This is a genomic window from Asticcacaulis excentricus CB 48, from assembly GCF_000175215.2.
GTDB classification, from domain to species: Bacteria; Pseudomonadota; Alphaproteobacteria; order Caulobacterales; family Caulobacteraceae; genus Asticcacaulis; species Asticcacaulis excentricus.
In genome coordinates, this window is the sequence record NC_014816.1 from 77,248 (window position 1) to 100,281 (window position 23,034).

Annotated in this window: 21 protein-coding genes and 1 pseudogene; 14 read left to right on the forward strand and 8 right to left on the reverse strand. The window is 58.3% G+C overall.

The window, feature by feature from the left end:
• Nucleotides 1–8 precede the first annotated feature (8 nt).
• Together ASTEX_RS00325 and ASTEX_RS00330 are read right to left on the reverse strand one after the other, a co-directional pair.
• On the reverse strand, nt 9–752 hold the full coding sequence (locus ASTEX_RS00325; protein ID WP_041658661.1) for a class I SAM-dependent methyltransferase: 744 nt from the start codon (nt 750–752) through the stop codon (nt 9–11).
• A gap of 84 nt (nt 753–836) precedes the next feature.
• Nucleotides 837–1,208 (reverse strand): EF-hand domain-containing protein, encoded by a 372-nt coding sequence (locus ASTEX_RS00330; protein WP_013477606.1) that lies wholly within the window; start codon nt 1,206–1,208, stop codon nt 837–839.
• A gap of 33 nt (nt 1,209–1,241) precedes the next feature.
• Between ASTEX_RS00330 and ASTEX_RS00335 the strand changes: the two genes are divergently transcribed.
• Both ASTEX_RS00335 and ASTEX_RS00340 read left to right on the forward strand, forming a co-directional pair.
• Nucleotides 1,242–1,628 (forward strand): hypothetical protein, encoded by a 387-nt coding sequence (locus tag ASTEX_RS00335; RefSeq protein WP_041658376.1) that lies wholly within the window; start codon nt 1,242–1,244, stop codon nt 1,626–1,628.
• Nucleotides 1,629–2,275: 647 nt separating this feature from the next.
• Nucleotides 2,276–3,475: an IS256 family transposase gene (locus tag ASTEX_RS00340; RefSeq protein WP_013477608.1), complete on the forward strand. Its 1,200-nt coding sequence runs from the start codon at nt 2,276–2,278 to the stop codon at nt 3,473–3,475.
• Nucleotides 3,476–3,804: 329 nt separating this feature from the next.
• Here ASTEX_RS00340 and ASTEX_RS00345 read toward each other — a convergent pair whose 3' ends face one another.
• Together ASTEX_RS00345 and ASTEX_RS20625 are read right to left on the reverse strand one after the other, a co-directional pair.
• A complete protein-coding gene (locus ASTEX_RS00345; RefSeq protein ID WP_013477609.1) occupies nt 3,805–4,101 on the reverse strand; it encodes a hypothetical protein in 297 nt (98 codons plus the stop codon).
• A 220-nt stretch (nt 4,102–4,321) separates the two neighbouring features.
• The gene (locus tag ASTEX_RS20625) at nt 4,322–4,513 is read right to left on the reverse strand and encodes a hypothetical protein (protein WP_013477610.1); all 192 of its coding nucleotides are present in this window, start codon (nt 4,511–4,513) and stop codon (nt 4,322–4,324) included.
• Nucleotides 4,514–4,756: 243 nt separating this feature from the next.
• Between ASTEX_RS20625 and ASTEX_RS00355 the strand changes: the two genes are divergently transcribed.
• Nucleotides 4,757–5,671, forward strand: a complete 915-nt coding sequence (locus ASTEX_RS00355) for a nucleotidyltransferase and HEPN domain-containing protein (RefSeq protein ID WP_013477611.1) — start codon at nt 4,757–4,759, stop codon at nt 5,669–5,671.
• A gap of 554 nt (nt 5,672–6,225) precedes the next feature.
• Here ASTEX_RS00355 and ASTEX_RS00360 read toward each other — a convergent pair.
• The 4 genes and pseudogenes from ASTEX_RS00360 to ASTEX_RS00370 all read right to left on the reverse strand — a co-directional run bounded on the left by ASTEX_RS00360 (nt 6,226) and on the right by ASTEX_RS00370 (nt 9,186).
• Nucleotides 6,226–7,314, reverse strand: coding sequence for an IS110 family RNA-guided transposase (locus ASTEX_RS00360; RefSeq protein ID WP_013477612.1), 1,089 nt, complete (start codon nt 7,312–7,314; stop codon nt 6,226–6,228).
• A 444-nt stretch (nt 7,315–7,758) separates the two neighbouring features.
• On the reverse strand, nt 7,759–8,256 hold the full coding sequence (locus ASTEX_RS19730; protein ID WP_245532511.1) for a hypothetical protein: 498 nt from the start codon (nt 8,254–8,256) through the stop codon (nt 7,759–7,761).
• A 45-nt stretch (nt 8,257–8,301) separates the two neighbouring features.
• Nucleotides 8,302–8,379 (reverse strand): annotated as a pseudogene (locus ASTEX_RS20930) (hypothetical protein); the annotation flags it as partial.
• Nucleotides 8,380–8,421: 42 nt separating this feature from the next.
• On the reverse strand, nt 8,422–9,186 hold the full coding sequence (locus tag ASTEX_RS00370; protein WP_013477613.1) for a hypothetical protein: 765 nt from the start codon (nt 9,184–9,186) through the stop codon (nt 8,422–8,424).
• Between the two features lie 277 nt (nt 9,187–9,463).
• Between ASTEX_RS00370 and ASTEX_RS00375 the strand changes: the two genes are divergently transcribed.
• From ASTEX_RS00375 to ASTEX_RS00425, 11 genes are all read left to right on the forward strand, one after another.
• Nucleotides 9,464–10,306 (forward strand): GNAT family N-acetyltransferase, encoded by an 843-nt coding sequence (locus tag ASTEX_RS00375; RefSeq protein ID WP_013477614.1) that lies wholly within the window; start codon nt 9,464–9,466, stop codon nt 10,304–10,306.
• A complete protein-coding gene (gene tsaE / locus ASTEX_RS00380; RefSeq protein ID WP_013477615.1) occupies nt 10,303–10,740 on the forward strand; it encodes a tRNA (adenosine(37)-N6)-threonylcarbamoyltransferase complex ATPase subunit type 1 TsaE in 438 nt (145 codons plus the stop codon). The genes ASTEX_RS00375 and tsaE overlap by 4 nt, the downstream gene beginning before the upstream one ends.
• 9 nt (nt 10,741–10,749) lie before the next feature.
• Nucleotides 10,750–11,823 carry an N-acetylmuramate/N-acetylglucosamine kinase AmgK gene (gene amgK / locus ASTEX_RS00385; protein WP_013477616.1) on the forward strand — a complete coding sequence of 358 codons (1,074 nt, stop codon included), beginning with the start codon at nt 10,750–10,752 and terminating at the stop codon, nt 11,821–11,823.
• Nucleotides 11,820–12,539 carry an N-acetylmuramate alpha-1-phosphate uridylyltransferase MurU gene (gene murU / locus ASTEX_RS00390; protein ID WP_013477617.1) on the forward strand — a complete coding sequence of 240 codons (720 nt, stop codon included), beginning with the start codon at nt 11,820–11,822 and terminating at the stop codon, nt 12,537–12,539. Before amgK ends, murU begins: the two co-directional genes overlap by 4 nt.
• Complete coding sequence (addB, locus tag ASTEX_RS00395; protein ID WP_013477618.1) at nt 12,536–15,556, forward strand: double-strand break repair protein AddB; 3,021 nt, start codon at nt 12,536–12,538, stop codon at nt 15,554–15,556. The genes murU and addB overlap by 4 nt, the downstream gene beginning before the upstream one ends.
• Nucleotides 15,553–19,059, forward strand: a complete 3,507-nt coding sequence (addA, locus tag ASTEX_RS00400; RefSeq protein WP_013477619.1) for a double-strand break repair helicase AddA — start codon at nt 15,553–15,555, stop codon at nt 19,057–19,059. The genes addB and addA overlap by 4 nt, the downstream gene beginning before the upstream one ends.
• A 76-nt stretch (nt 19,060–19,135) precedes the next feature.
• On the forward strand, nt 19,136–19,468 hold the full coding sequence (gene trxA, locus ASTEX_RS00405; protein WP_013477620.1) for a thioredoxin TrxA: 333 nt from the start codon (nt 19,136–19,138) through the stop codon (nt 19,466–19,468).
• A 91-nt stretch (nt 19,469–19,559) separates the two neighbouring features.
• The gene (locus ASTEX_RS00410; protein WP_041658663.1) at nt 19,560–20,468 is read left to right on the forward strand and encodes a diacylglycerol/lipid kinase family protein; all 909 of its coding nucleotides are present in this window, start codon (nt 19,560–19,562) and stop codon (nt 20,466–20,468) included.
• Nucleotides 20,469–21,242: a metallophosphoesterase family protein gene (locus tag ASTEX_RS00415; RefSeq protein WP_013477622.1), complete on the forward strand. Its 774-nt coding sequence runs from the start codon at nt 20,469–20,471 to the stop codon at nt 21,240–21,242.
• A 166-nt stretch (nt 21,243–21,408) separates the two neighbouring features.
• The gene (locus ASTEX_RS00420; RefSeq protein WP_013477623.1) at nt 21,409–22,086 is read left to right on the forward strand and encodes a LysE family translocator; all 678 of its coding nucleotides are present in this window, start codon (nt 21,409–21,411) and stop codon (nt 22,084–22,086) included.
• A 147-nt stretch (nt 22,087–22,233) separates the two neighbouring features.
• Nucleotides 22,234–22,893 (forward strand): OmpW/AlkL family protein, encoded by a 660-nt coding sequence (locus ASTEX_RS00425; protein ID WP_013477624.1) that lies wholly within the window; start codon nt 22,234–22,236, stop codon nt 22,891–22,893.
• The last annotated feature ends 141 nt before the right edge of the window (nt 22,894–23,034 follow it).

Here is a 23,034-nt window from a genome sequence, read left to right on the forward strand (position 1 = left end):
GCCAAGGCTTACGCCCAGCCGTAATGCAGGGCGCACACCCCGCCGGTGAAGTTGGTGTAGCCTGTGCGACGGAAGCCCGCCTTATCCATCATGCCGCGGAAAGTCTCCTGATCGGGAAAGCGTTTGATGCTTTCGACCAGATATTGATAGGAGTCGCGGTCATTGGCGATCATTTGCCCCATGAAGGGGATGATTTTGAAAGCGTAAAACTCGTAGCTGCTTTCAACAACGCCGGTCGTCGGATGTGAAAACTCCAGACAGAAGAAGCGACCGCCGGGCTTTAGCACGCGTTTGGCCTCATTGAGTGCTACCTGCACATCAGCGACGTTACGGATACCAAACGAGATGATGTAGGCATCAACGCTGTTGTCGGGGATGGCGAGATTCATCGCATCGCCAACCGACCAGGTGATTTCCGGCTCAGAACCCTTCTGGATGCCTGCCTCTATCATCGCCTGATTATAATCGATGATGCGAATCTCCGCGTCCTTGCCGCCCCGGCGGGCCTTGGCAGCGCGCGCCAGCTTAGCCAGACGCCGCGCAATATCGCCCGTACCGCCGGCACAGTCGATGATCACTTCCCCCGGCTGCGGATTGAGCTTGGCACAGGCCGCATCCTTCCACAGGTGGTGGACGCCCACGGACATGACATCGTTCATGAGGTCATACTTAGCGGCGACGTTTTTGAAAACGCCGTGGACCAGATTGACCTTTTCCTTAGCCTCCACATCGCGGAAGCCGAAGGTGGACATTTTGGGGGATTCGGAGGGGGCCGTCTGTTCGCTCATGCAAGGGTTTTTAGACCAGCCGCGCCGCTTTGGCGATAAGGAAAGTCCTTATTTGGATGCCTGCGTCGTTTTTTCTCGGCCAATGAGAGCCAGAGCGGCCTTGGCACGGTATTCGTCGAACGACACCTTATGATCTTCATTGTCATCATAGAGCGAGATGAAGAACTTCGCATCGGCCTTTACCGCCTCGGGGTCATTGCCCGTATGCGGCAGACGTGGGGCCTCATCTTCGGTGATGGAGCCGTCGCGATTGCGGTCAAATTCGGCAAAGATGCGCTTGATTTCCGCCTCACGCTGCGCAGGCGTCATCTTGTCCGTGCGCTCGGTAAAGTTGGGCTTGTGGTTCGGGTCGATGACGTCCTGCGCGATCACCGCACCCGGCGCAGAAAGCAGCACCAGCGAAATCAGGGTCGCGCGCATGAAGGGTCTCCCGGATGGCGTCTCAGCAAACATATGAGTATTTATGCTGCCCGTTCAATGGGGCTTCAATACGGCAGGATGACGCCGAAGCGGGTTTCCTTCAAGACGAAGCAAATTTTCACTCACGACCCAAGGACCGCAACCACTAATGGGCCGGGAATAGACCTCGCATACAACGTGCTGCCAGACGCGCGGGAAAACCGCCGATGGATCTCCGACACGCTCAAAGCGCTAAGAGATGCCTGGCAACCCGCCCCGATCAACCCACATCTGAACAGCGATGGGCGCTTCGCCTTCCATATGCAGATCACCCTTATGGCTATTCGCACGGTAGCCCGGACGACGCGCGCGTTCGATATCTGCGTGATGTGTGTTGTGGCCTCCGCTCAGGCCGTTGTCATAAGTTTATCGAGCGAATAAGATTGGCGAGAGACGCCGCAATTTCGGGCAGCAAATCATGTCGGAAAGCCGCCGATTTTTGCACTAAGCCAGCGCCAGATCGGTCAGTTCAACCCTAGCTCGGACCTCAATGCCGGAGGTTATCGGCGCTATAAACCCCGCATGCTGGTCCCGATCCATGTCCGCCTCTATGTCCATTATTTATTTTCTATTTTCTGTCTAATATCATATATTTAATTCCAGAGATAAGAACATTCGTTACGCTCAATGTCCGATAAAAAGTCCGCTGCTTTCGCCATCTTTCGCGCCCCTTTGTAAAATCCGGACAACTTGGCATGTCTAAGTGAGGTGCGCTGAATTCAGCGACTCTTCGACAAAGATTCAACTACTACTGCTGCTGTCAGGCCCATTGGCTTTTTAGAAAAGAAGGCGGTAGTCAAAGTTGGCCCTCTTCGGGTTCCGCGAGAGCGCAAATAACCCTGTTTTTTCCGCCGCAGCCATCCCTAAGGTCGTGTCCCACCGGGTGGTGTAATTGGGTAAGAGCGAAGCGCTAGGCTCGCGGCCCCATTCAAGGGCCAGGCGAGCCTGAAGCGTCGCGGGTTGGCCATCAGTGATTTTCGGATATGGTTTGGGTTCCTACACTCATTCCAGAGACGAAAGAACCACCGATGACCAAAGAGATGATGGCCCTGAAAGGGCTTGTTGAAAAGACCTCCGACAGCGATTTGTTGCGTGAGATGATAGGTTTTGCCGCCGAGCGCCTGATGGCAATGGAGGTCGGCGCTGTGACCGGCGCGGCTTACCACGAGAAGAGCGGCGAACGTATGGTCCAGCGCAACGGCTATCGCGATCGGGATTGGGAAACACGCGCCGGCACGGTCGAACTGCGTATTCCGAAACTTCGCAAAGGCAGTTATTTCCCGAGCTTTCTGGAGCCACGGCGCATGGCCGAGAAGGCACTGACTGCCGTTATCCAGGAAGCTTACGTTCAGGGCATCTCGACGCGGTCTATCGACGACCTGGTCAAGGCCATGGGCATGAGCGGCATCTCGAAAAGCCAGGTCAGCCGCCTTTGTGAGGAAATCGATGAGCGCGTGAAGGCGTTTCTCGATCGTCCGATCGAGGGGGAATGGCCTTATATCTGGATCGATGCCACCTACCTGAAAGTTCGCCGTGGGGCCCGGACTGTCTCCGTCGCCGTCATCATCGCTGTGGGCGTCAATACCGACGGCCGCCGGGAGGTTCTTGGCATGGAGGTCGGCACGTCAGAAGCTGAACCGATCTGGGCAGAGTTCTTACGCAACCTGACCCGTCGTGGTCTGCGCGGCGTCAAGCTGGTCGTCTCCGATGCACATATCGGGATCAAAGGCGCGGTATCGAAGGTTTTGAACGCCACCTGGCAGCGGTGCCGCGTACACTTCATGCGCAATGTCTGCGCCCATGCAGGCAAGAGTGGCCGCCGGGTCGTCTCGGCCTTCATCGGTACCGCCTTCGCTCAGGAAACGCCTGAAGCCGCCAGCGCACAATGGCGAAACGTCGCCGATCAGCTCAGGCCCAAAATGCCAAAGCTGGCAACGATCATGGACGAGGCTGAGCATGACGTCCTGGCCTACATGACCTTCCCAAAGGAGCACCGCATCAAGCTTCACAGCACAAACCCGATTGAGCGTCTCAATGGCGAAATCAAGCGCCGTTGCGATGTCGTGGGCATCTTCCCGAACGATGATGCCATTATACGCCTCGTTGGGGCTATCCTGCTGGAGCAGAACGACGAGTGGACGGTTCAACGCGGCCGCTACATCACCCTTGAAACCATCGCACAACTCAGCGATGATCCCGTTCTCAGCATGCCAGCCGTGGCAAGCTGACGAAAATCCGGACCCGTCCGGAAACCACTGATGCCTAGCGCTCAGTTACACCACGTCACGGGACACGATCATCCCTAATGATCGTTTCGCACGCCTTCTCATGTATTTTCCGCACGAATTATATTGAGGTCGCACATTTCAATGAACCCTCTTAACCAACTTTGCATCGCTGATGCGGGTCAACTGGCCGGGCCAGCGACAATTGGCGCCGCGCTCGGAATGAACGGTGGGCCGCGCCTCGCCATCGACCACGGCAGGCTGCCCCACCCCCGACTTCGAGCTATCTCTTACTGGCTACGGTTGGCGGGCTAGGGGAAGGCTCAAAGACCTTAAATCTTGGACTTCAGTGCGGCCGTTTGCGCCCGAACGGCCGCGCGATCTTCCGCCGACAGCTCCGCCATCAGTTCATCGAGTCCGCGTCCCGCTTTTCCAACATTTGCGCCGCCATTTTGCTCTTCCGATATCTGCTTTTTCATGGGCCTGTAGTATTTACCGCGGGTCGCTTTTGACCAGTCTAGGGCCTCAGGTACGTCACTAAAGTCGATCGCGCTATCAGGCATGGCTTCGAGAGCCTGCACCTGCTCTAGCATCTCTGGAGGGATCGTATCCCCGTTGTGGAGTTTCATCACATTCCCCTTCATGTGAGAGCTTGGCTCGCCAATTGCTCTCCAGCCGTCACCGTCGCAAGGAGCGTACACGACAGAAGCAGATCACCGATGGATGCCAAGCACTTAAACTCAATTGAATAGCGTACCTTGAAGAAACAGATCCGAAACTGCGTCCGCTGGACCATTCAAATGACTTTGCTATCGCGAAATAAGATTCGTTAGACGTTGAACTAAAGACCTAAAACGCTCTAAAAATCTTTTTCTTCCCGCAGATCCCCTTGATACGGGCGGTTCTCAAGGCAAGTTCTGGCAAAAGGCAGGCGCGATCGAATTGGCGCATGGTTGTCTTGTCGATGCTACCCATCTCGTACAACCCGTGCATCATTTCGTGTAGGGCGGCATAGGCCTCGCTTTTGTACGCCTTAACCATGGCAATTCGCCTTCGCCCAATGCTTCAGTTGGGCAGACGTGCCACCTGCTTACGATAAAAGCTCAACTGAACGCGCCCATAGGAAATCAAGAACCAGTTGATGGAGTTCAAACCTTAGCCTAAACACCAAAGTTTCGGCGAAGCCATCCAATTAGAAATCCGTATCGCCGCATTTAACTTAAGGTTGTATATTTGTCAATAATACCTTTGACGAAAGATGCAAGACCCCATTAGTATTAGTCCATGACGATTGGAAGTCTCGACCATCTCCCCATTACGAAGCAGCGCGAGCTTCAATTCGCGCTGAAAGTTCTATTCGATACCTTCGACGACGCCGTGCGCACAAAGCTCTCTGCCAGGCGCAAGTCCGGTCAGATTCTGAAGGTCATCCTGTTCGGTTCCATGGCGCGCGGCGACTGGGTGGACGACAAGCACTCCGGCTATAAATCGGACTTCGATCTGCTCGTCATCGTTAACGGCCAAAGCTTCACCGACCTGCATGAGTACTGGTCCGCCGCCGACGAACGGTTCGTCCGTGACTTCACTATCACCCACAACATCGACACGCCGGTCAACTTCATCGTCCACGATCTGGCCGATGTGAACGACCAACTCGCCCGCGGCCGACCCTTCTTTACGGACATCGTCCGCGACGGCATTGTCCTCTACGAAGCCTCCGGCCATCCACTGGCCAAACCCAAGGCCCTGACCCCGGACGAGGTCATGGCCGAAGCTCAGGGCTACTATAAACAGTGGTTCAAGCGGGGCTCGGACTTCATCGCAGGCGCAGGGTTCCATCGAAGCCAAGACAGCTTGCCACTGGCAGCGTTCAACCTGCATCAGGCCGTGGAGGCGCTCTATCACTGCGTCCTGCTGGTGCTGACCCTGTACAGCCCCAAGAGCCACCGCATTACCATGCTGCGCTCCCAAGCCGAAGCACTGGACGACCGCCTCAAGGGCATCTGGCCCGCTGAGACCAAACTGCACCGTCAGGCCTTCGACCGCCTGCGCCGCGCCTATGTCGAGGCCCGATACTCGGCCGACTACACCGTCACCGACGAAGAACTCGACTGGCTCACAGACCGCGTAAAGCTCTTGCAGGACACTGTCGCCGCCCTCGCCACAGAGCGCTTAAATCCGGCAAACCTCACAAATTAGCGATAGATTACAGGCAGGTAGCGGCCTCACACCTCAACGGGAGCACCGCGCACCTCTCGCGCAACCCGCATAACACTCTGTAAAATATAGACTATCGCACAGGATTACGCCCCAGAGCCTCTCCGCCTTTTTATCCTGCCTGTGTAATCGGCGTGGTTGAGTCAATACAAAGATGTTGTTTTGGTCTTCGTTTTCGCATGTTGATCTCCTGGACATAAACGGGGCAAGTTCATTTCGACGATGCGAGAAGGTCGCCTGAGGGGGTTGATACGGGATGCGCCGTGCATGTGTCCGCGCTCGTTGACGGTTATGAGGGCCCCGGCCTCGGCGTTTATGGGGGCGGGGATGCGTCCGTCACGGCGCACCTTTAGGTCGGGTTCACGGGGTATCATTACGAGCATAAGAGCGTGGTCCGGGGATCTTACGATCGGGTTGGCCACAGGCAAGATAGCGTACGTTCCGTGTCCAGGGTCTGCATCCGTATCCTCCGCCAGGGCGGCGGATTTCTATGTCGAAAAGGGCTCCATAGGTAAGTGCGGTGGGAGTGAGTTGAGTTAAGCTAGGTTTCCAAGCAGGCGTTTACGTTTTCCGGAGGCTTTCGCGGCGCGATCGCTTTCGCTGGCGCTGGAATCTCCGACATAGCAGGTGCCATCGGTCCACATGGCATGCATGATGACAGCCAGCTTGCGGGCCACGGCGACGGCGGCTTTGTTGTGGCAACCGCGTTTGGCGATCTCCTGCCCCCAGGATTTGACTTTGTCCTTGCCTTTGAAGCGCGTGAGCATGGCGGAGGCGGCTTCGTAGAGGGCGCGCCGGACATCCGCGTCCCCGGCCTTGGAGATACGTCCCTGGATATCGATGGAGGAGCCGGATTGCCAGCGTTTCGAGGTCAGTCCGAAGTAGGCGGCGACATCGCGCGAGCGTTTGAAGCGCGAGGGATCGTCGATCGCGGTCATGAAGGTCATGGCGGCGACGGGGCCGACGCCGGGGATTTCCATGAAGCGTGAGCAGACTTCGTTCTGAGCGACGAAGCGCACGACCAGGGCATGGAGTTTGGTATATTGCAGCCACAGCGCGGCACGGGCCGTCAGCATGGCGTCCATCAGCGTGGCGGTCAGCTCATCATCGGCAACGGCGCGGCGCACGGCATTGTCGAAACCGGCCCGGCCAACGGCGCCGAGACGGATACCGAAGGCCTTGAGCGAGTGCCGAATGGTGTTTTCGATATCGAGGAACTTGCGTTTGAGGTTACGGCGCTGGGTCAGCAGTAACTTCAGACGATAGCCGTTTTCTGACTTGATGTGTGCGGACCTGTACCACCCGGTCCGGACGATATGGGCCAGACCCAGGGCATCGGTGGCGTCGGTTTTGTTGCGCTGCGCCTTCAGGGCGTTGCGCACATGATGCGTCTCCAGACACACCGCCGGCAGTCCCCTGGCCAGCAACTCCGGATGCAGCCAGGGTGACAACGATCCGGCTTCGTGCCCCACGCGTTTGAGTTTACGCAGGTAGGGTTTGAGGCACCGGTAAATGGCCTCAGGGTCTGTGGCTATCGAGGCCTGACAGATAACTGTACCTTCGGTGTCCACGACGCACAAAGCCGTCGTTTCCGTCGCGATATCCAGTCCGCAGAAATAGTCCATGGCGCGTCTCCTTCCGGGGTTGACGCTCCCTACCTTACTCGATTTCGCCATCTCGGGCTCCCGCGCGGTTCTCACCGCCGATTACCCCAGCACAATATTCAATCTAACAGTCACCCGATATAAAGCCTCCCAAACAATTCAAAAATTGTTCCAATAATAATTCATTCTACTTATAATACCGCACATAGTGCGGTGGTGCGTCAAATCCGAATACAACAATTGACGCAATTTAATATAAAATATACAATAATATTGTTATTTATTTAAATTGTCTTGAATTTTAATAAGAAAATACCTAAGCAGGCCGCCAATAATGACAAATAAAGGAACGGCGAAAAAAGGGTTAACCACATTATCAATTTGTGAATTATTGAACCTATAAACCATGTAGGAAAAAACTATCACAATAAGAAAGGCGTCGCCAATTTTTACTATATTCATAACTCATTTCTTTCTGAGGGCATCATCAAACATCTTCTTCAAATTATTAAACTGTTCGGTGATCATTTTTTTACCAGATACCGTTCCCCTAACTTCTAATGAGCCAGACAATCCTAATCCCACTTTAGGACCTCCCAGAACATTAAACTTCCCTGCAGCTTTGGCTTGCATTGTCTCATTAACAGCACTTTTTATGGCACCTGACAATTGGTCGGACCTACTCGGGACCCTCGACTTATCAGTTGATCCAATTAGCTTTGACGCTTGAACGCCCACGGGGCCGGCAGACCCTGAAACGGCCACTGAATTGTCGACCGCAGTCGGAATTCCGCCCTCTTGCATTCCCGCCGAAATGCCAACATCACCTTTAGCCCCAGCCGTTGCTCCGACGTTTACTGTGTAGCCCACATCATAATTGTTGGGATCACTCCAACTCTCGCCATTACTAGGCAATTGCAGAAGCCAACCTGCTGAACCCTTTATTCCAATTCCTGGGGTCAACTCGAAGCCAAGCTCTGCGGAAAAGGTGTTCGCTAGGCCCGTCGGATCACTTTTATTAACTGGGTCACCGCCTGTGTAGGCATACAGGTTGAGGTCATCTTTTGAGCCGATGGGGTCGGTTTGTAAAAACCTTCCATGTCATCGGTCATAAAACCGTGCGAGAACCTACCGGCTATCTGGTCCGTAATTGCCGGTGGCGCTGGCGCTATCGCTGGCCACTGTTTCAGCCGCGGCGGTGGCCTGGGCCTCGATTTTCAGGGCCGGAGCCTGTGCTCCTTCGAGCTTCGACGGCGCGTGTAGGTCGTCGCGCACATAGTGGTACATGCGTTCGTCCGAACAGGCGCAGACGCGGATGTGTTGCGTGCCATCGCGCCATATGATCAGCGGATAGCGAATCGGCACACCATTATCACCAAGGAGCGGCTCTAGCTTTGCAATGAAGTCACGGCTGGCTTGGACCACCGCCGAGCGCGCCAGATCACCGTCGGCAGCGCGGAAACCCGGTTGCCACGTCTCTTCATTCGCGGCACGCCACTGTTTATAGAGCGGATAGGAACGGTTGAGCCAGATCTCAGCAATGGTCGAACGTTCTGACGCAGTCGTCGTCACCTTGCCTTCGACGTCCATTGGGGCGAAGGGGACCATCCGAATGTCAGCAGCAATGGCTTCAAACTTCGGCAGTTCCTGATCTTCCCATACCTTGCACGTCGCGCAGTTGCGATAGGTAATGACCCAGATTTCAGGCCCCTCCTTGCCCGATGCTGCGTAGCCCGATGCATCAAGAAGCTCCTGAATATCCTTCTGCTTTTGGGTAATCGTCACCGGCTGCCAGCGGACGAAGTTGTCCCAGTATAGCCAGTAGCCGACGCTACCGAGTACAGCGGCCCCGATCAGGAACATTATCGCGTAAAGTATGTGCTTTCTGGTCATCCGGCGCTCAGCCCCTCTCGAACAGAGCGACTATACGCGCGTTATGCGGCATCTGTTAAGGGTTTGGTTAACAGATTCAGCCCCATGACAAGGCTACAAAGCCGAATATGATACCAGTGAGGGCCGCAAACCACAGCCAGAGATAAGGGCCCCTGGCCTTCAGGCGACGGGAATCCTGGCTTTTGGGGGCTGGGTTCGGCGTGTGCGAAGCAGGCATAGGATAGTCTTAGCAAGATTAACGGGCTAACGAAACCCGCAGAGATTGGGGAGGGGCAGGATGTCTTTACCGACGCCGCGTAACATTGTCGAAGAACTGATTATCGAACGTGCGCCGCGTCTGGCCTCATCCATCGTGTGGCCGGTGGCGCGACCACTGCTCTACAGCCTTCTAGGCTACGGTCGGGCTGTGCGCATGGCGCAAGCGATTGAGGACCTGTCCGGAGACGCGGCGCTTGAGTATATCTCACGCCTTCTGTCGCTTGAGGTCGTCCCGCGCGGGGTCGAGCGTCTCCCGGCCACAGGGCGCTGCGTCGTCATCTGCAATCACCCGACCGGCATAGCCGATGGTATAGCGGTCTATGATTGTCTGCGTCGGGTGCGATCCGACATCACGTTTTTTGCGAATGCCGACGCCTTGCGGGTCAATCCCCGCTTCGCAGACGTACTGATCCCGGTTGAATGGGTCGAGGCCAAGCGCACCCGCGAAAAGACCCGCACCACACTGAATGCGGCACGCGCGGCATTCGAAAGCGAAAAATGTGTGGTGTTGTTTCCAGCCGGGCGGCTGGCACGGCGCGGCGCAAACGGGCAACTCAGTGATCCGCCGTGGCAAACGACGGCCTTGTCGCTGGCGCAGAAATACAACGCGCCTTTGGTGCCTATGCACCTGTCTGGTCCCAATTCGGTATGGTTTCATGCCTTCAACCGCGTGTCGCAGGAGTTGCGCGACATCACCCTGTTCCATGAGTTTCTAAACAAAGCTGGCAAGCGGTTTGACCTGACCGTGGGACCGGTCATGGCGTCCCAACAGCTCGATGATGAGGCGGCCCTGTTGTGCGAGCGGTTGAAGACCTATATCGAACGGGAATTGCCGCTCGATCCGGACCGCCCTGCCCTATGACCTTTTCCGAATCCGACGATTGCTTTCTGGCTGACGATGGTGCCACGGCCGAGTGGGGTGCGTGGCTGGCGACCCAGCTTAAGGCCGGGGACGTGGTCTATCTGTTGGGCGATCTGGGAGCCGGAAAATCGACCCTGGCGCGCGGCCTGATTCGGGCACTGACGACGCCAGACGAAGACGTGCCGTCGCCGACCTTCACCATCGTCCAGACCTATGAAGGCCGTGATTTCGATATCGCGCATTTTGACCTCTATCGCCTGACCGACCCGGAGGAGGTGCACGAGATCGGCCTGTTTGAACTGGCCGACACGCATCTCTGCCTGATCGAGTGGCCACAAAGACTGGGTCATTTCGCCTTTGACGCCCCGTGGATCGTGCGCCTAAAAGAGGAGGCTGCGGGCCGTCGCGTGACGCTTGAGCGGCCCGTCGCATAAGAGTGCCAGATGACCGATCGTGAAGACCTCCGCGTCCGTTTTCTGCAAAATGCGGGCCTTGCCGAAGTACGGCGTGACCCTCTACCCGGTGATGCCTCAACGCGGCGCTACGAGCGCCTGACGCGCACGGATGGCTCGACCCTGATGCTCATGGATCAGCCGCCGACCGGGGCGCAGCCTTGCCCGCCGGATGCCAGCACCCAAGATCGCCAACACCTTGGCTATTTTGCACAGACTCGACTGTCTGCTGGTGATCTCAAAGCCTTTGTCGGGGCCGCCACGTATCTCAGCGGGCGGGGCTTTTCCGCGCCGACCATCTATGAGAGCGATCTGGACAACGGCCTGATCCTGCACGAAGACCTCGGCAGTGCCCTGTTTGCTCGCCTGATTGAAGAGGGCGAGCATGAAGCGCCGCTGTACCTTTCGGCCGTGTCCGTACTGGCCAAGCTGCACGAGGTGCCACCGCCAACCACAGTGGGCGACTGGCCGCTCCTGAGCTATGACGCGCTGGCGCTGAAAACCGGTGCGGACCTTTTCCTGGAATGGCTGCCCCAGTACGATCCCGCGCTAAGCGTCTCTGAGCAGGCGCGCGCCGATTGGGACGGCCTGTGGGCCCCCTTGTGCGGCGAGGCAGAAGCGCAAGCCAGCGTCTTCATCCACAGAGACTACCACGCCGAAAATCTCTTGTGGCTTGGAGGGCGCGAAGGCGTAGCGCGCGTCGGCCTGATCGATTTTCAGGACTGCCTGAAGGCGCATCCGGCCTGGGACCTGCATTCCCTTTTGCAGGACGCGCGGCGCGACGTATCGCCTGAGGTCGAGGCACTTTGTCTCGACCACTATTTCAGCCTGCGCCCCGAACAGGACCGCGAGGCCTTTATGCGGCTCTACACAGCCCTGGCAGCGCTTAATCAGGCGCGTATTCTGGGCGTCTTCGCCCGGTTGATCACCCGCGACCACAAACCGCGCTATGCAGCCTTCATGCCCCGCATGTGGCGGCATCTGGGGCGTAATCTAAATGCGCCGGCACTGGCCGGGGTGCGAAGCTGGTTTATGTCCAATGGTCTGGGGGACCTCATCAAATGACACAGATTAGAACGGCTATGGTGCTGGCGGCGGGGTTGGGAACGCGAATGCGACCACTGACCGATGACCGGCCGAAGGCTCTGGTCGAAGTCGGCGGGCGCACCCTAATCGACCATATGATCGACCGACTGAAAGGTGCAGGCGTCGAGCGCTTTGTGGTCAATGTCCACTATTTCGCCGACCGGCTGGAGGCGCACCTCAAAAGCCGTAACGACGTCGAGATTGTGATTTCGGATGAGCGCGAAAAGCTATTGGAAACCGGTGGCGGCCTGAAGAAAGCCCGGCCCCTTCTAGGCGATGATCCAATTTTCGTTGCCAATATCGACAGCGTATGGATCGAAGACGGCGGTGATGAGTGCGCCATTGCCGATATGCTCAGGCAGTGGCAGCCCGACCACATGGACGCCCTGTTGCTGCTGGCCGATATGACGCGCTCCAGCGGTTTTGATGGGGCGGGCGACTTCTTCCTGAATGAGGATCAGCGCCTCACCTTCCGAGGTCAGGCGGGGTCTGCGCCGTTCAACTATATGGGCGTGCACGTTACTCAACCGTCCATAGTGGCAGACGTGGCCGAAGACGCCTTTTCGCTGACGCCGATCTGGCGGCAAAAGGCGGCCGAAGGACGTTTGTTCGGGGCGCGCTTGCACGGCGACTGGATGCATGTTGGTGACCCCGCCGCGCGCGATGCCGCTGAGGCGCGGTTGCAACGGGCATGAAAAGCCGCGATCTCTTCGTCACGCCGGCCCCGCGCTGGTACTCTATTCCCTCCGGGCGGCCCTTCCTTGACGATCTGGCGCGCGGTCTGTGTGAGGCGCTGGGTGACGACCTGCCGCACGCCCTGATCCTTACCCCCACACGGCGTGGCGCGCGTCAGATGGCGCATGCCTTTACAGATCAGTGCCGGGCAAAGGCGCTGCTTTTGCCGCAGGTGCGCGCCCTGGGGGATCTCGAAGAAGGTGAACCGCCATTTGATCTTGAGCATCTGGGTCTAGACCTACCACCCGCCCTATCCTCGACGCGGCGGCGTTTCGAGCTGGCGAAGCTGATCAAGGCACATTACGAAAGCGATGTGCCGCTTAATGCGCGAACGGCGCTGGAACTGGCTGATTCTCTTGCCAAATTTTTCGATTCCTTAGCTCTGGAAGAAGTCGAAGCCTCGGATAGACTGGACCGTCTTGTCCACGACCCCGACCTTCTGCACGACGATATGGGCGCTATGGCCGAACACTGGCAGGTATCGGCACGTTTTCTGGCCATCGCCGTGGATCTGTGGCCAAAGCGGCTGGCCGAACTCGACCTGATGGACCCCAGCCAGAGGCTGGTGACGCTCATCCATCGCCTCGGAAAGCAGTGGGAAAAGACCCCGCCCACCCATCCGGTCATTATAGCCGGGACCACCGGCACCACACCCGCTACAGCACGACTGATGGGGCTGGCCTCGCGTTTTGAGCAAGGGGCCGTCGTCCTGCCCGGTCTTGACCTGTCGCTGGCTGAAGACGTCTGGGCGCAGGTCGGCGATTCGCACCCGCAAGGGGCCATGAAGGCCCTTCTTGATCGCCACCGCGTCAGCCGCGAGGTCGTTAACACCTGGCCCGTCTCCATCGAGGCGGATCGCGCGCGTCACGCCCGCCGGCGCGTCCTCAACGAAGCCCTGCGCCCCGCCGAAGCCACCAAGGACTGGCGAACCCAGATTGCGGCGCTGAAGGCCGGATCGGAAGCCGCTATAAAGGACGGCTTAAGCGGCCTCACCCATATCGAAGGCCGAAATGACGAGGAAGTCGCCGCCGTCATCGCTCTTTTGATGCGCGAAGCGCTGGAAACGCCGGGCAAGACGGCCGCCCTGGTTACGCCGGACATCACCCTGTCGCGACGCGTAACGGCCCGTCTGTCGCGCTGGGGCGTGCGCCCCGACTCGTCAGCAGGTGACGCCCTGATCCACAGCTTGGTCGGGCGCTTCCTGCATAGCCTTCTGGATCTGATTCTGGAGCCGTTCGATGCGGTGAAGCTTCTGGCTTTGCTGAAACATCCTCTGTCTCGCTTCGCTGACGATCGCCATGTAAATATATTAGAAATCATAGGCTTACGAGGTGCAAAGCCCCGCAATGCGGAGGAGGTTCTGAGCCGCCTGACGCAGAAAGAGGCCTTTGAAGCCGCTGACCTGTGGCAGGACTATATGGACACCTGCTTGATTTGGCAGAGGCAAAAGACAGACCTGTCCGATTACGTGCGTACCCTGACGGTCTGGGCCGAATCCGTGGCCGCACGTGACGGGCAGGCCCTGTGGAGCGGCGCGGCGGGAGCGACGGCTTCGGCGCTTCTGGCCGATCTAATCGCCGAAGGCCGGGATTTCCTCGTCGAGGACGATCAGGTGTTTGTCGATATTCTGCGTCGGGCGCTGCGCACGGCAACTGTGCGCACCGGCGGGCACACCCATCCGCGTCTGACCATATTGGGAGCTATCGAAGCACGCATGTTTTCGGCTGACCGTCTGATACTGGCCGGTCTGGAAGAAGGGGTGTGGCCGCAGGCTGCCGAAATCGACCCCTTCTTGTCGCGCCCTATGCGCAAGGTGCTGGGCCTGCCTTCGCCCGAACGCCGCACCGGTCTGTCGGCACACGATTTTGTGCAAGGCGCCAGTCAGCCGGAGGTGTGGATGGTGACGCGCCAGCGCCGCGAAGGCGAGCCTCAGGTGCAGTCGCGCTGGCTGTGGCGCCTTCAAACCCTGACCACCGGGGCAGGCGAACACCTGCCTACGAAAGCCCAATGGCTTGATTGGGCGCGGCGCATGGACGGCCCCTTGAGCGTCGTGCCTGACGCCCTTAAGCCCGCCTCAAGGCCCCAGCCTGCGCCTCCCGTCGAGGCGCGACCGCTACAACTACCGGTCACGCAGATCGAAACGCTGGAGCGCGATCCCTATGCCGTCTATGGGCGCTATGTGCTGGGCCTAAAACCCCTTGACCGGCCGAACGAGCCCTTCGAGGCCCTGCGTCGCGGGACGGCCATACATGCCGTCGCGGAAAAATTTGCGGCGGACGATATGCCAATGGGCGAGGCCGGGGTACGGGTCTTCTGCGATATGCTGGAGGCGCAGTTGCGTGCTGAAAACCTCAGCGAGGCGCAACTGGCCCTGCAACGCCCCCTGTTTCCACTGCTGGCGCGTGAATATGTAGCGTTTGAGGCCGAGCGTCGCGCTGACCACCCGCGCCTGCTGATCGAACAGTCCGGCAAGCTGACTATCGACCTGCCGCGCGGCACCTTCACTGTGACCGCCAAGGCGGATCGTGTGGAAATTCATGAGCGCGGCGTCGATGTGATCGACTTCAAGACCGGTCAGCCACCCTCGCCCAAGGCCGTGATCGCCGGCTTCTACCCGCAGCTCACGCTGACCGCTGCCATCCTCAAATACGGCAGCTTCAACGGGTTTGAGGACTTCCACCGCGCCAAAGGGCTTCATGAGCTGGTCTATGTGCGCCTGGGACAGGATGTCGTCAAACCGCGCGTGGTTTACGACAAAAAGAACCCGTTGAGCGCCGATGAGATGGCTGATCGCGCGCTGAGCCGCCTTAAAACACGCCTGATGCAGTACGAAAATCCCAAACAGGGCTACCTGTCCTGGCGCGCGCCGCAATACCGGATGGAGCGCGGTGGTGACTACGATCAGCTGGCGCGGCTTTATGAATGGCACGTTCTGGGTGACCGCGAGGCGGAAGCCGCAACGGAGGAGGGCGAATGAATCCGCAAAACGCCGCCGCCGATCCGGAGGTGTCATGCTTCCTGACCGCCAATGCCGGTTCGGGCAAGACCTCCACCCTGGTTAACCGCGTGGCCCGCCTGCTGCTGCGTGGGGCAAAGCCGGAGCACATTTTGTGCGTCACCTATACCAAGGCCGCCGCCGCCGAAATGCAGGGCCGTCTCTATGAGCGGCTGGGCGGCTGGGCCGTGGCCGAAGACGCCGCCCTGGCCGAAGAGTTACGTAAGATCGACGAAAACCCCGATGATCTGGCCACCGCCCGCGCCCTGTTTGCTAAGGCGCTGGAAACCCCGGGCGGCCTTAAGATTCAAACCATCCACGCCTTTTGCGAAAAGCTTCTGCGGCGGTTTCCGCTGGAAGCCGGTTTAAGCCCGTCCTTTCAGGTGCTGGACGATCTGGTTGCGCGTGATCTGGCGCAGAAGGCACTGGAAGGTCTGTTGACCCTGCCAGAAGGCGCTCACCGCGACCACCTGATCCGCACACTGAAAGCCCAGAAGTTTGAACAGCTTCTGACGCAGTTCATCTATCAGCACGACCGTATCCGCGAGGCACTGGACCACCTTCTGGCTGATGCCAAACGAAACGATCTGTCTTTTAGTGGCTATCTGTTCAAACGCCTTGATCTCGACCCGCCGATGACGCCGGAACAGGTTGTCGATGCCTTTGCCGAACAGTTGAACTGGGACATGATGCCGGAATTGGCCAGGTCTCTGGCCACCGTTAACACCAAAGGCAATCAAGGCCTGTCGGAAACCCTGCTGCGCCTTTCTGAAGCGCACAAAGGCGGCGAACCGTTTGATTTCGAAGCCCTCTACGCGGTGTTCTACACCGCCAAAGGCGAGCCGCGCAAAGAGCTGTGCTCGACCAAAAGCACTCAGGCTGACCGCGATACCCTGGAACGCTGGCGCGAACCGCTGGCCGAGGCGATTGAAAAGCGCAAGGCCGCCGAAACCGCCCTCAATACCCTCTATACGCTGCAACTGTTTGAAGATTTCAGCGCCATCTATCAGGACCTGAAACGCCGCACCGGCGCGCTCGATTTTCAGGACCTGATCAGCCGGGCCAAACGTCTCCTGTCCGGTGCCTCCATGTCGCAATGGGTGCTGTTTAAGATGGATGGCGGGCTTGAGCATGTGCTGGTCGATGAGGGACAAGACACGTCCGGCGATCAGTGGGATATCGTCAAGGCCCTGACCGGTGACTTCTTCGCAGGGGCAAGCGCCCCGGTGTTTCAGGCCCGGATTGAGCGCACCGTCTTTGCCGTGGGCGATGAAAAGCAGTCCATCTATGGCTTTCAGGGAGCCAAGCCTGACCTGTTTTTGGGAATGCGCACCTACTATCAGACCCTGGCCAAACAGGCTAAAAAGCCGTTCGTCGTACCCCAACTGGTGCAAAGCTGGCGCTCCCTGCCGCAGGTGCTGGGCTTTGTCGATAAAGCCTTTGACGGCCCGGACCTTTCCGAAGCGCTCAACTTCACCGCTGACCCCATCATCCACGATGCGGGCCGTTCTGAGCGCTCGGCCACGGTCGAGCTTTGGCCACCCATCTATCCGCTAGCGGTGCCTGATCTGGACGATAGCGATGACGAGAACGTCGCGCCCGTAGATGCCTCTGGCGTCGCACCGGCCAAGCGGCTGGCGCAACAACTGGCCTTTCATATCGCACAGGACATCAGGCAGGGCCGCAGCGTTATCTGCAAGAGTTCACGAAAAGCGCGTCCTATGCATGCCGGCGATGTCCTCATTCTGGTGCGCAAGCGTGACGCCCTGTTTGAACATATTATCCGTGAGCTGAAGCAGGCGGGCGTGCCCGTTTCCGGGGCCGACCGCCTCAAACTATCGGACCATATTGCCTTTCAGGACCTGCGCGCCCTGATGCGCGTTTGCCTGCAAGCGGGCGACAGCCTGTCTCTGGCCGCCGTCCTTCGCAGCCCCCTGTGCGACCTCAGCGAAGACGACCTCTTCACCCTGACGCGCGTTGAAAAGGCCAGCCTGTGGCAGGCGCTGAACCGTCTGGCTGAAGACAATCCGCGCTTTTCCGAAGCGCAAAACTTCATTGGCTGGGCCCTGTCCGAAGCGCCGCAGCGCACAGCGTTCGATTTTCTGGGACTGGTCCTTAATCGCCGAGACGGCGCGGGCCGCACCCAACGTCAGCGCTTCGTCACACGGTTAGGCGTCGAATGCGAGGACGTGCTGGATGAGACGCTAAACCTGGCGCTAAAAGGCGAAGGGGTGGGGGCGATCGGCCTGATCGACTTCCTGAACCTGTGTGAATTCAATGCCTCGGAGATCAAGCGTGAACAGGAAGAGGGTGGCGACCGCGTGCGGGTGATGACCGTGCACGGCTCCAAGGGCCTCGAAGCGCCGTGGGTGGTCCTGCCCATGGCCCCCGGGTTTAAATCGACGCGCAATGACGACCTGCTGCTGACGTCCGATGACGGCGATCTGCTATTGTCGGCGCGCGGCAGGGACGGCGACCCGCAAGCCGTCAGCGCGCTCAAAGCCGTCCGAAGTTTACGCGAAGCCAAGGAGGGCTTGCGGCTGTTCTATGTGGCCCTGACGCGGGCGCGCGACCGGCTGACCCTGTGCGGTTATCGCGGCAGCCGCGCGGCCAACGGCCCCTTCCCTGACTGGTACGATCTGGCGCAGGATGGCTTCGACCGCCTGCCGCGTGAGGCGGTCACGGCAGTTGAACTGGACACGGTGGTTGAATTTGGAGCCCCGAAAGATCAGGAGTCTTCTGAAAAAGCGGAACTGCTCTTGTTCGGCGAACGCGCGCCTTTAATGTCCGCCGAGGCGCAGGCCGCACAGACACAGACCGGTCTGCCTGCCTTTGTGACCGCTGCGCCCACCCCTGATCCGGAAGCTGATGTCGTCTGGCGCGCCGTGTCGCAGCTCAGTGACGAAGATCGCGCCGACGAAGACCGGGCGCCGTCGCCCCTGGCGGAACAAAGGGGACAGGGACGTTTCGGGCGTGGCCTGAAAATCCATAAGCTGTTTGAAATCCTGCCCGCCCTGCCCGTGGCCGACCGCGACAACGTGGCCGCACGCTGGCTCAAGCGGCAACCCGATCTGGACGACGCCCAGCGCGAGGAAATCCGTCAGGCGGTAATGGGGGTGCTGACCGATGCGCGCTTTGCCGACGCTTTTGGGCCCAACTCGCGCCCGGAAGTGGCTCTGGCCGGACAGGTTGGCGTCAATGCGCGCGGCGAAGCGGTTTTTATGTCCGGGCGTATCGACCGACTGGTGATCGGGCCTGAGCGCGTGTTGGTCATTGACTATAAATCGAACCGCCCCGCTCCGGACACTGCCGAAGAGGCCGCGGCTGACTACCAGCGGCAAATGGCCGGTTACGTCGCCCTATTACGTCAGATCTATCCGGACAAAAGCGTCGAAGCCGCGCTTTTGTGGACCGATGGACCGAAGCTAACGCCCTTAAGCGAGGCTTTAGTAAATCTCAGGCTCAGCGAAATCAGGGGCCATTGATTTCTGATGCAGGCTTACTTACCTTTGTGACAAGTTTGAATCTGTGCCCATTTCGGGCGAGATAGGAAGTGCACCCATGTCCACCGCCACCGTCAAGGTTACCGACGAGACCTTTGAAAACGACGTCCTCAAATCCGACAAGCCGGTTCTGGTCGATTTCTGGGCCGAATGGTGCGGCCCGTGTAAGCAAATCGCCCCGATCCTTGACGAAGTGGCCGAAGCCTACGGCGACAAGCTGACAGTCTCGAAGATCAATATCGACGACTCGCCCCTGACGCCGTCGAAGTTCGGCGTGCGCGGCATCCCGACCATGATGCTATTCAAAGACGGCAAGATGACCTCAATGAAGGTCGGCGCCATGCCGAAGTCAAAGCTGGTCGAATGGCTGACCGAAGCCGGTATCGCTTAGTCTTAAAGCGAAAAGCTGATAGGATGCGGGCGTGGAGCGCGAGCTTCACGCCCGCATTGTTTTTTTGCACTCCTCCCGGCACATCAACGACATGGCGGCTAAAGCGTACAATATTCTGATCAATGGCAAGGCGGGCACCGTCTTGAACCTGGGGCACGACTCCATAACGGCCGCCATTGAAGCCAGCGGCATGGCAGTGAATGAACTTTTGTTCGCCGAACCCGAAGAGATGGAAGCCGCCCTCAACCGCTTCGCTCAGTCCTCCGACCCCCTGCTGGTGGGTGGCGGGGACGGCACCTTGCGCTCGTGCGCTGAAACCCTGAGCCGCAAAAACAAGGCTTTTGGCATCCTGCCGTTCGGCACCATGAACCTGCTGGCGCATGATCTGGGGATGAACACGCTGGATGAAGCGCTGAAAGCCTATGCCAAAGGCGCGCTAGAAACCCGGGTCGACGCTGGTGAAATTAATGAAGAGCTGTTTTTATGCTGCGCCTCGATCGGGGTCATGCCCGAAGCGTCGGTGTTTCGCGAAGAGCACCGCACAAATAACTTCCTGCTGATGGTGCCCTACCTGTTCTGGTTTGTGGCCGATTATTTCGAACGGCGCAAAAATGCGCGCATTGTGCTTCAGAATGGCAAGCGGCTGCATCGCTTCCGTTCGCCTGCGGTCGTTATCTCCGCTAATCGCTACGCCGATACGACGCGTATCGACGAGAGCAATTTCAAACGCAATGACCTTCAGGGCGGCGAACTGGCCGCCTATATCGCCTCGACGCGCACCCGCGTTTCACATCTGCGCTTTCTGACAAGGCTTCTGGTCGGCAACTGGAAGTCGGACCCTGACCTGACCGAACTGACCGGCACGCAAATGACGCTGTGGACGCGTCATCGCAAGGAGAAGGTTTCCGTCGATGGTGAGGTGACAGACCTCAAGACACCGTTGGTGATCAAGCTCAAGGCACGCTATGTGCCCCTTCTGATCCCATTGCGCGAGGCCTGAATGCGCATAGCCCACATTTCCGACCTGCATTTCGGGGCACACGACCGGCGCGTGACCGAGACCCTGATCAGCACACTGATCGAGCTGGAGCCCGACCTCGTTGTGGCCAGCGGCGATATCACGCAGGATGCGACTGTAGCCGAATTTGTCGAAGCCTCTGAGTTTTTTAAGCTTTTGCCCATGCCAGCGTTTGTGATACCGGGCAATCACGACCTGCCTGGCCTTGACCTGCGCCGCTTCATCCAGCCGTGGAAGCGATACCGCGACCATATCGCCAGAGAGCTTGAGCCTGAACTGCAGGCAGATCTGGTCGATATCAAGGGCATCAATTCCGCGCGCATGATCCTGCCCTCGCTCAACTGGGCCTATGGTTCGATCAGCGCACGCCAAAGGCACGATATTGCCGACTTCTTTGCAGCCTCAACGACGCCCTGGCGTGTGCTGACCGTGCACCATCCCCCCCTTAATCCGCCAGAATTTCCGTTGGATGTGACTCTGTTCAACAAGGGGAAGTTTCTGGAGACATTGGGCGAACAGAAGGTCGATATCGTGCTGTCGGGGCATCAGCATCACGCCTATGTCGAAACACGCATCATGAACGGCCACACCACCTTGTTCGTGTGCGCCTCGACCGCCATGTCGGTGCGTATCCGTAAACAGCCGCAGGGCTTTAACCTCTTGGATTTCAAGGACAAAAGTGTGCGTATCGAGCTTCGCCAGCTCAGCGGCGACCGCTTTATGACCCAGTCGGCGGTGACCCACACCAAGGTGTAGCACCTCTGGACAAGTTGCGGCATTTGTCGTGGGTCCTAAGGGCTGATGAGGCTGACCGTATCGGGACGTTGAAGACACGAGGCGGTCTCATCTGCGTCCACCGCAAAAGACAGCCTCGGGCGCAATACCAAGTTTCATTTTCAATGACCCTTGATATAACGGCGCCATGTTGTCCGCACTTCCCGTAGATCCGTCCAAATACACTGCCTTCCTGGGGGCGATGTTCCTGATGGCCATTACCCCGGGACCAGCCAATCTGTTTTGCATCTCAACTGGACTGGGGCGTTCCGCGCCTAAGGTTTTGATGGGGGTGTTCGGTATCAATACGGCCACACTGATCTGGTTTGTGGCCGCCGCCTTTGGCCTGCACATTCTCATCACCACCCTGCCCATCGTCTTTCACGCGATGACGCTCGCGGGTGCCGTCTATCTTTTGTGGATTGCGGTTAAGACCATCCGGGCGCGCAAATCCCACAGCGCGCATGAGCTGGACCTGCCTGAAAATGCGCAGACCCTGGCCCGCGAAGGCCTTTGGGCAACGTGGAAGGACGGTTTTATGGTGCAGTTCCTAAACCCCAAGGTCACCCTCTTCTTCACCGCGGTCCTGCCGCCGTTTCTGGCGCTCGACCGACCTATGGTGACGCAGATGCCGGTCTTTGCCGCCACGGCGATCGGCATGGACGTCATCACCATGACCACCTATGGCCTCAGTGGGCTGGCCCTGACCCGCTTCCTCAGCCAAGGTCGCAACCGCGAATATTTCGAGGTTTGTGTCGGCGGGCTTCTGGGCCTGATTGCTGTGGTCATACTGTTGCATAGCGCCGCTGATCTTCTGGGCCAATAAGCCCAACTCCGCCACCCGGCCTAGGCCAGCAACAGTGCCACATGGCGTCTACTGTCTGGCTAACCGGCTGATTAGGTTTGGACTGACCGGAAAAGTGCCCCTCGAAGCGCTTGGAGCGTCAACCACAATCAGCAAAAAGGTGACGAGATGAAAAACAAAAACACACTGGCCATAGGCGGTCTTGGACTGGCTCTGGCCATGGGTTTGACGACCACAGCGTCCGCTCAGGATTTCAAACCTAAGGCCAAGGGACAGTTTATCGTCACAAGTCGTGTAACCAGCGTCGCTCCGGATGAAACGGGCGACATTCGAACCGCCGCCGGAGCCGATAGCGGTCTGGACGTTAAGGTGGGTGACGACACCATCCCCAGCCTCGGCTTCACCTATTTTCTTACGGACAATATCGCCGTTGAGGCCATTTTGGGGACATCAAGGCATGAGGTGCGTGCCGTAGGCGGCAACACCAATGTGCAGGTTCATTCGACCTGGGTTTTGCCGCCGGTTATTGCTGCCCAATACCACTTCAATCCCAAAGGCCGCGTCAGTCCCTACGTGGGGGCCGGGGTCAATGGCATGATCTTTTACAACAGCAAGGACTATAATGGCTTCAAGGTCGAGCTCGATAACGGTCTTGGCTATGCCCTCCAAGGCGGCGTCGATATCGCCCTGAAAGGTAACTGGTCGCTGAACGCCGACGTGAAAAAAGTGTGGTTTAGCACGGATGCCAAGATCAATAATGGCGCTTTGAAATCAGAGGTCGATCTCAATCCGGTCGTAGCCTCGGTGGGTCTGGCGTACCGGTTTTAGAGCGAAGTTCGCAAAAGTGTGATCGGTTTTCCGCAAAACACCGCGACAAACAAAGACTGAGGCCATGCCTTTTCGCTTGATTTCTATGCGGCCTGTGCGACCCTCGTAATCAGGTTTAACAGCGAAGGGAGGTGATCCGAT

What these genes read in the sequence shown, in the direction of transcription:
- ASTEX_RS00325 (WP_041658661.1), bottom strand. Translation starts at nt 752, where the DNA reads ATGTCCACCTTCGGCTTCCGCGATGTGGAGGCTAAGGAAAAGGTCAAT.
- ASTEX_RS00330 (WP_013477606.1), bottom strand. Translation starts at nt 1,208, where the DNA reads ATGCGCGCGACCCTGATTTCGCTGGTGCTGCTTTCTGCGCCGGGTGCG.
- ASTEX_RS00335 (WP_041658376.1), top strand. Translation starts at nt 1,242, where the DNA reads ATGAGTATTTATGCTGCCCGTTCAATGGGGCTTCAATACGGCAGGATG.
- ASTEX_RS00340 (WP_013477608.1), top strand. Translation starts at nt 2,276, where the DNA reads ATGACCAAAGAGATGATGGCCCTGAAAGGGCTTGTTGAAAAGACCTCC.
- ASTEX_RS00345 (WP_013477609.1), bottom strand. Translation starts at nt 4,101, where the DNA reads ATGAAACTCCACAACGGGGATACGATCCCTCCAGAGATGCTAGAGCAG.
- ASTEX_RS20625 (WP_013477610.1), bottom strand. Translation starts at nt 4,513, where the DNA reads ATGGTTAAGGCGTACAAAAGCGAGGCCTATGCCGCCCTACACGAAATG.
- ASTEX_RS00355 (WP_013477611.1), top strand. Translation starts at nt 4,757, where the DNA reads ATGACGATTGGAAGTCTCGACCATCTCCCCATTACGAAGCAGCGCGAG.
- ASTEX_RS00360 (WP_013477612.1), bottom strand. Translation starts at nt 7,314, where the DNA reads ATGGACTATTTCTGCGGACTGGATATCGCGACGGAAACGACGGCTTTG.
- ASTEX_RS00370 (WP_013477613.1), bottom strand. Translation starts at nt 9,186, where the DNA reads ATGACCAGAAAGCACATACTTTACGCGATAATGTTCCTGATCGGGGCC.
- ASTEX_RS00375 (WP_013477614.1), top strand. Translation starts at nt 9,464, where the DNA reads ATGTCTTTACCGACGCCGCGTAACATTGTCGAAGAACTGATTATCGAA.
- tsaE (WP_013477615.1), top strand. Translation starts at nt 10,303, where the DNA reads ATGACCTTTTCCGAATCCGACGATTGCTTTCTGGCTGACGATGGTGCC.
- amgK (WP_013477616.1), top strand. Translation starts at nt 10,750, where the DNA reads ATGACCGATCGTGAAGACCTCCGCGTCCGTTTTCTGCAAAATGCGGGC.
- murU (WP_013477617.1), top strand. Translation starts at nt 11,820, where the DNA reads ATGACACAGATTAGAACGGCTATGGTGCTGGCGGCGGGGTTGGGAACG.
- addB (WP_013477618.1), top strand. Translation starts at nt 12,536, where the DNA reads ATGAAAAGCCGCGATCTCTTCGTCACGCCGGCCCCGCGCTGGTACTCT.
- addA (WP_013477619.1), top strand. Translation starts at nt 15,553, where the DNA reads ATGAATCCGCAAAACGCCGCCGCCGATCCGGAGGTGTCATGCTTCCTG.
- trxA (WP_013477620.1), top strand. Translation starts at nt 19,136, where the DNA reads ATGTCCACCGCCACCGTCAAGGTTACCGACGAGACCTTTGAAAACGAC.
- ASTEX_RS00410 (WP_041658663.1), top strand. Translation starts at nt 19,560, where the DNA reads ATGGCGGCTAAAGCGTACAATATTCTGATCAATGGCAAGGCGGGCACC.
- ASTEX_RS00415 (WP_013477622.1), top strand. Translation starts at nt 20,469, where the DNA reads ATGCGCATAGCCCACATTTCCGACCTGCATTTCGGGGCACACGACCGG.
- ASTEX_RS00420 (WP_013477623.1), top strand. Translation starts at nt 21,409, where the DNA reads ATGTTGTCCGCACTTCCCGTAGATCCGTCCAAATACACTGCCTTCCTG.
- ASTEX_RS00425 (WP_013477624.1), top strand. Translation starts at nt 22,234, where the DNA reads ATGAAAAACAAAAACACACTGGCCATAGGCGGTCTTGGACTGGCTCTG.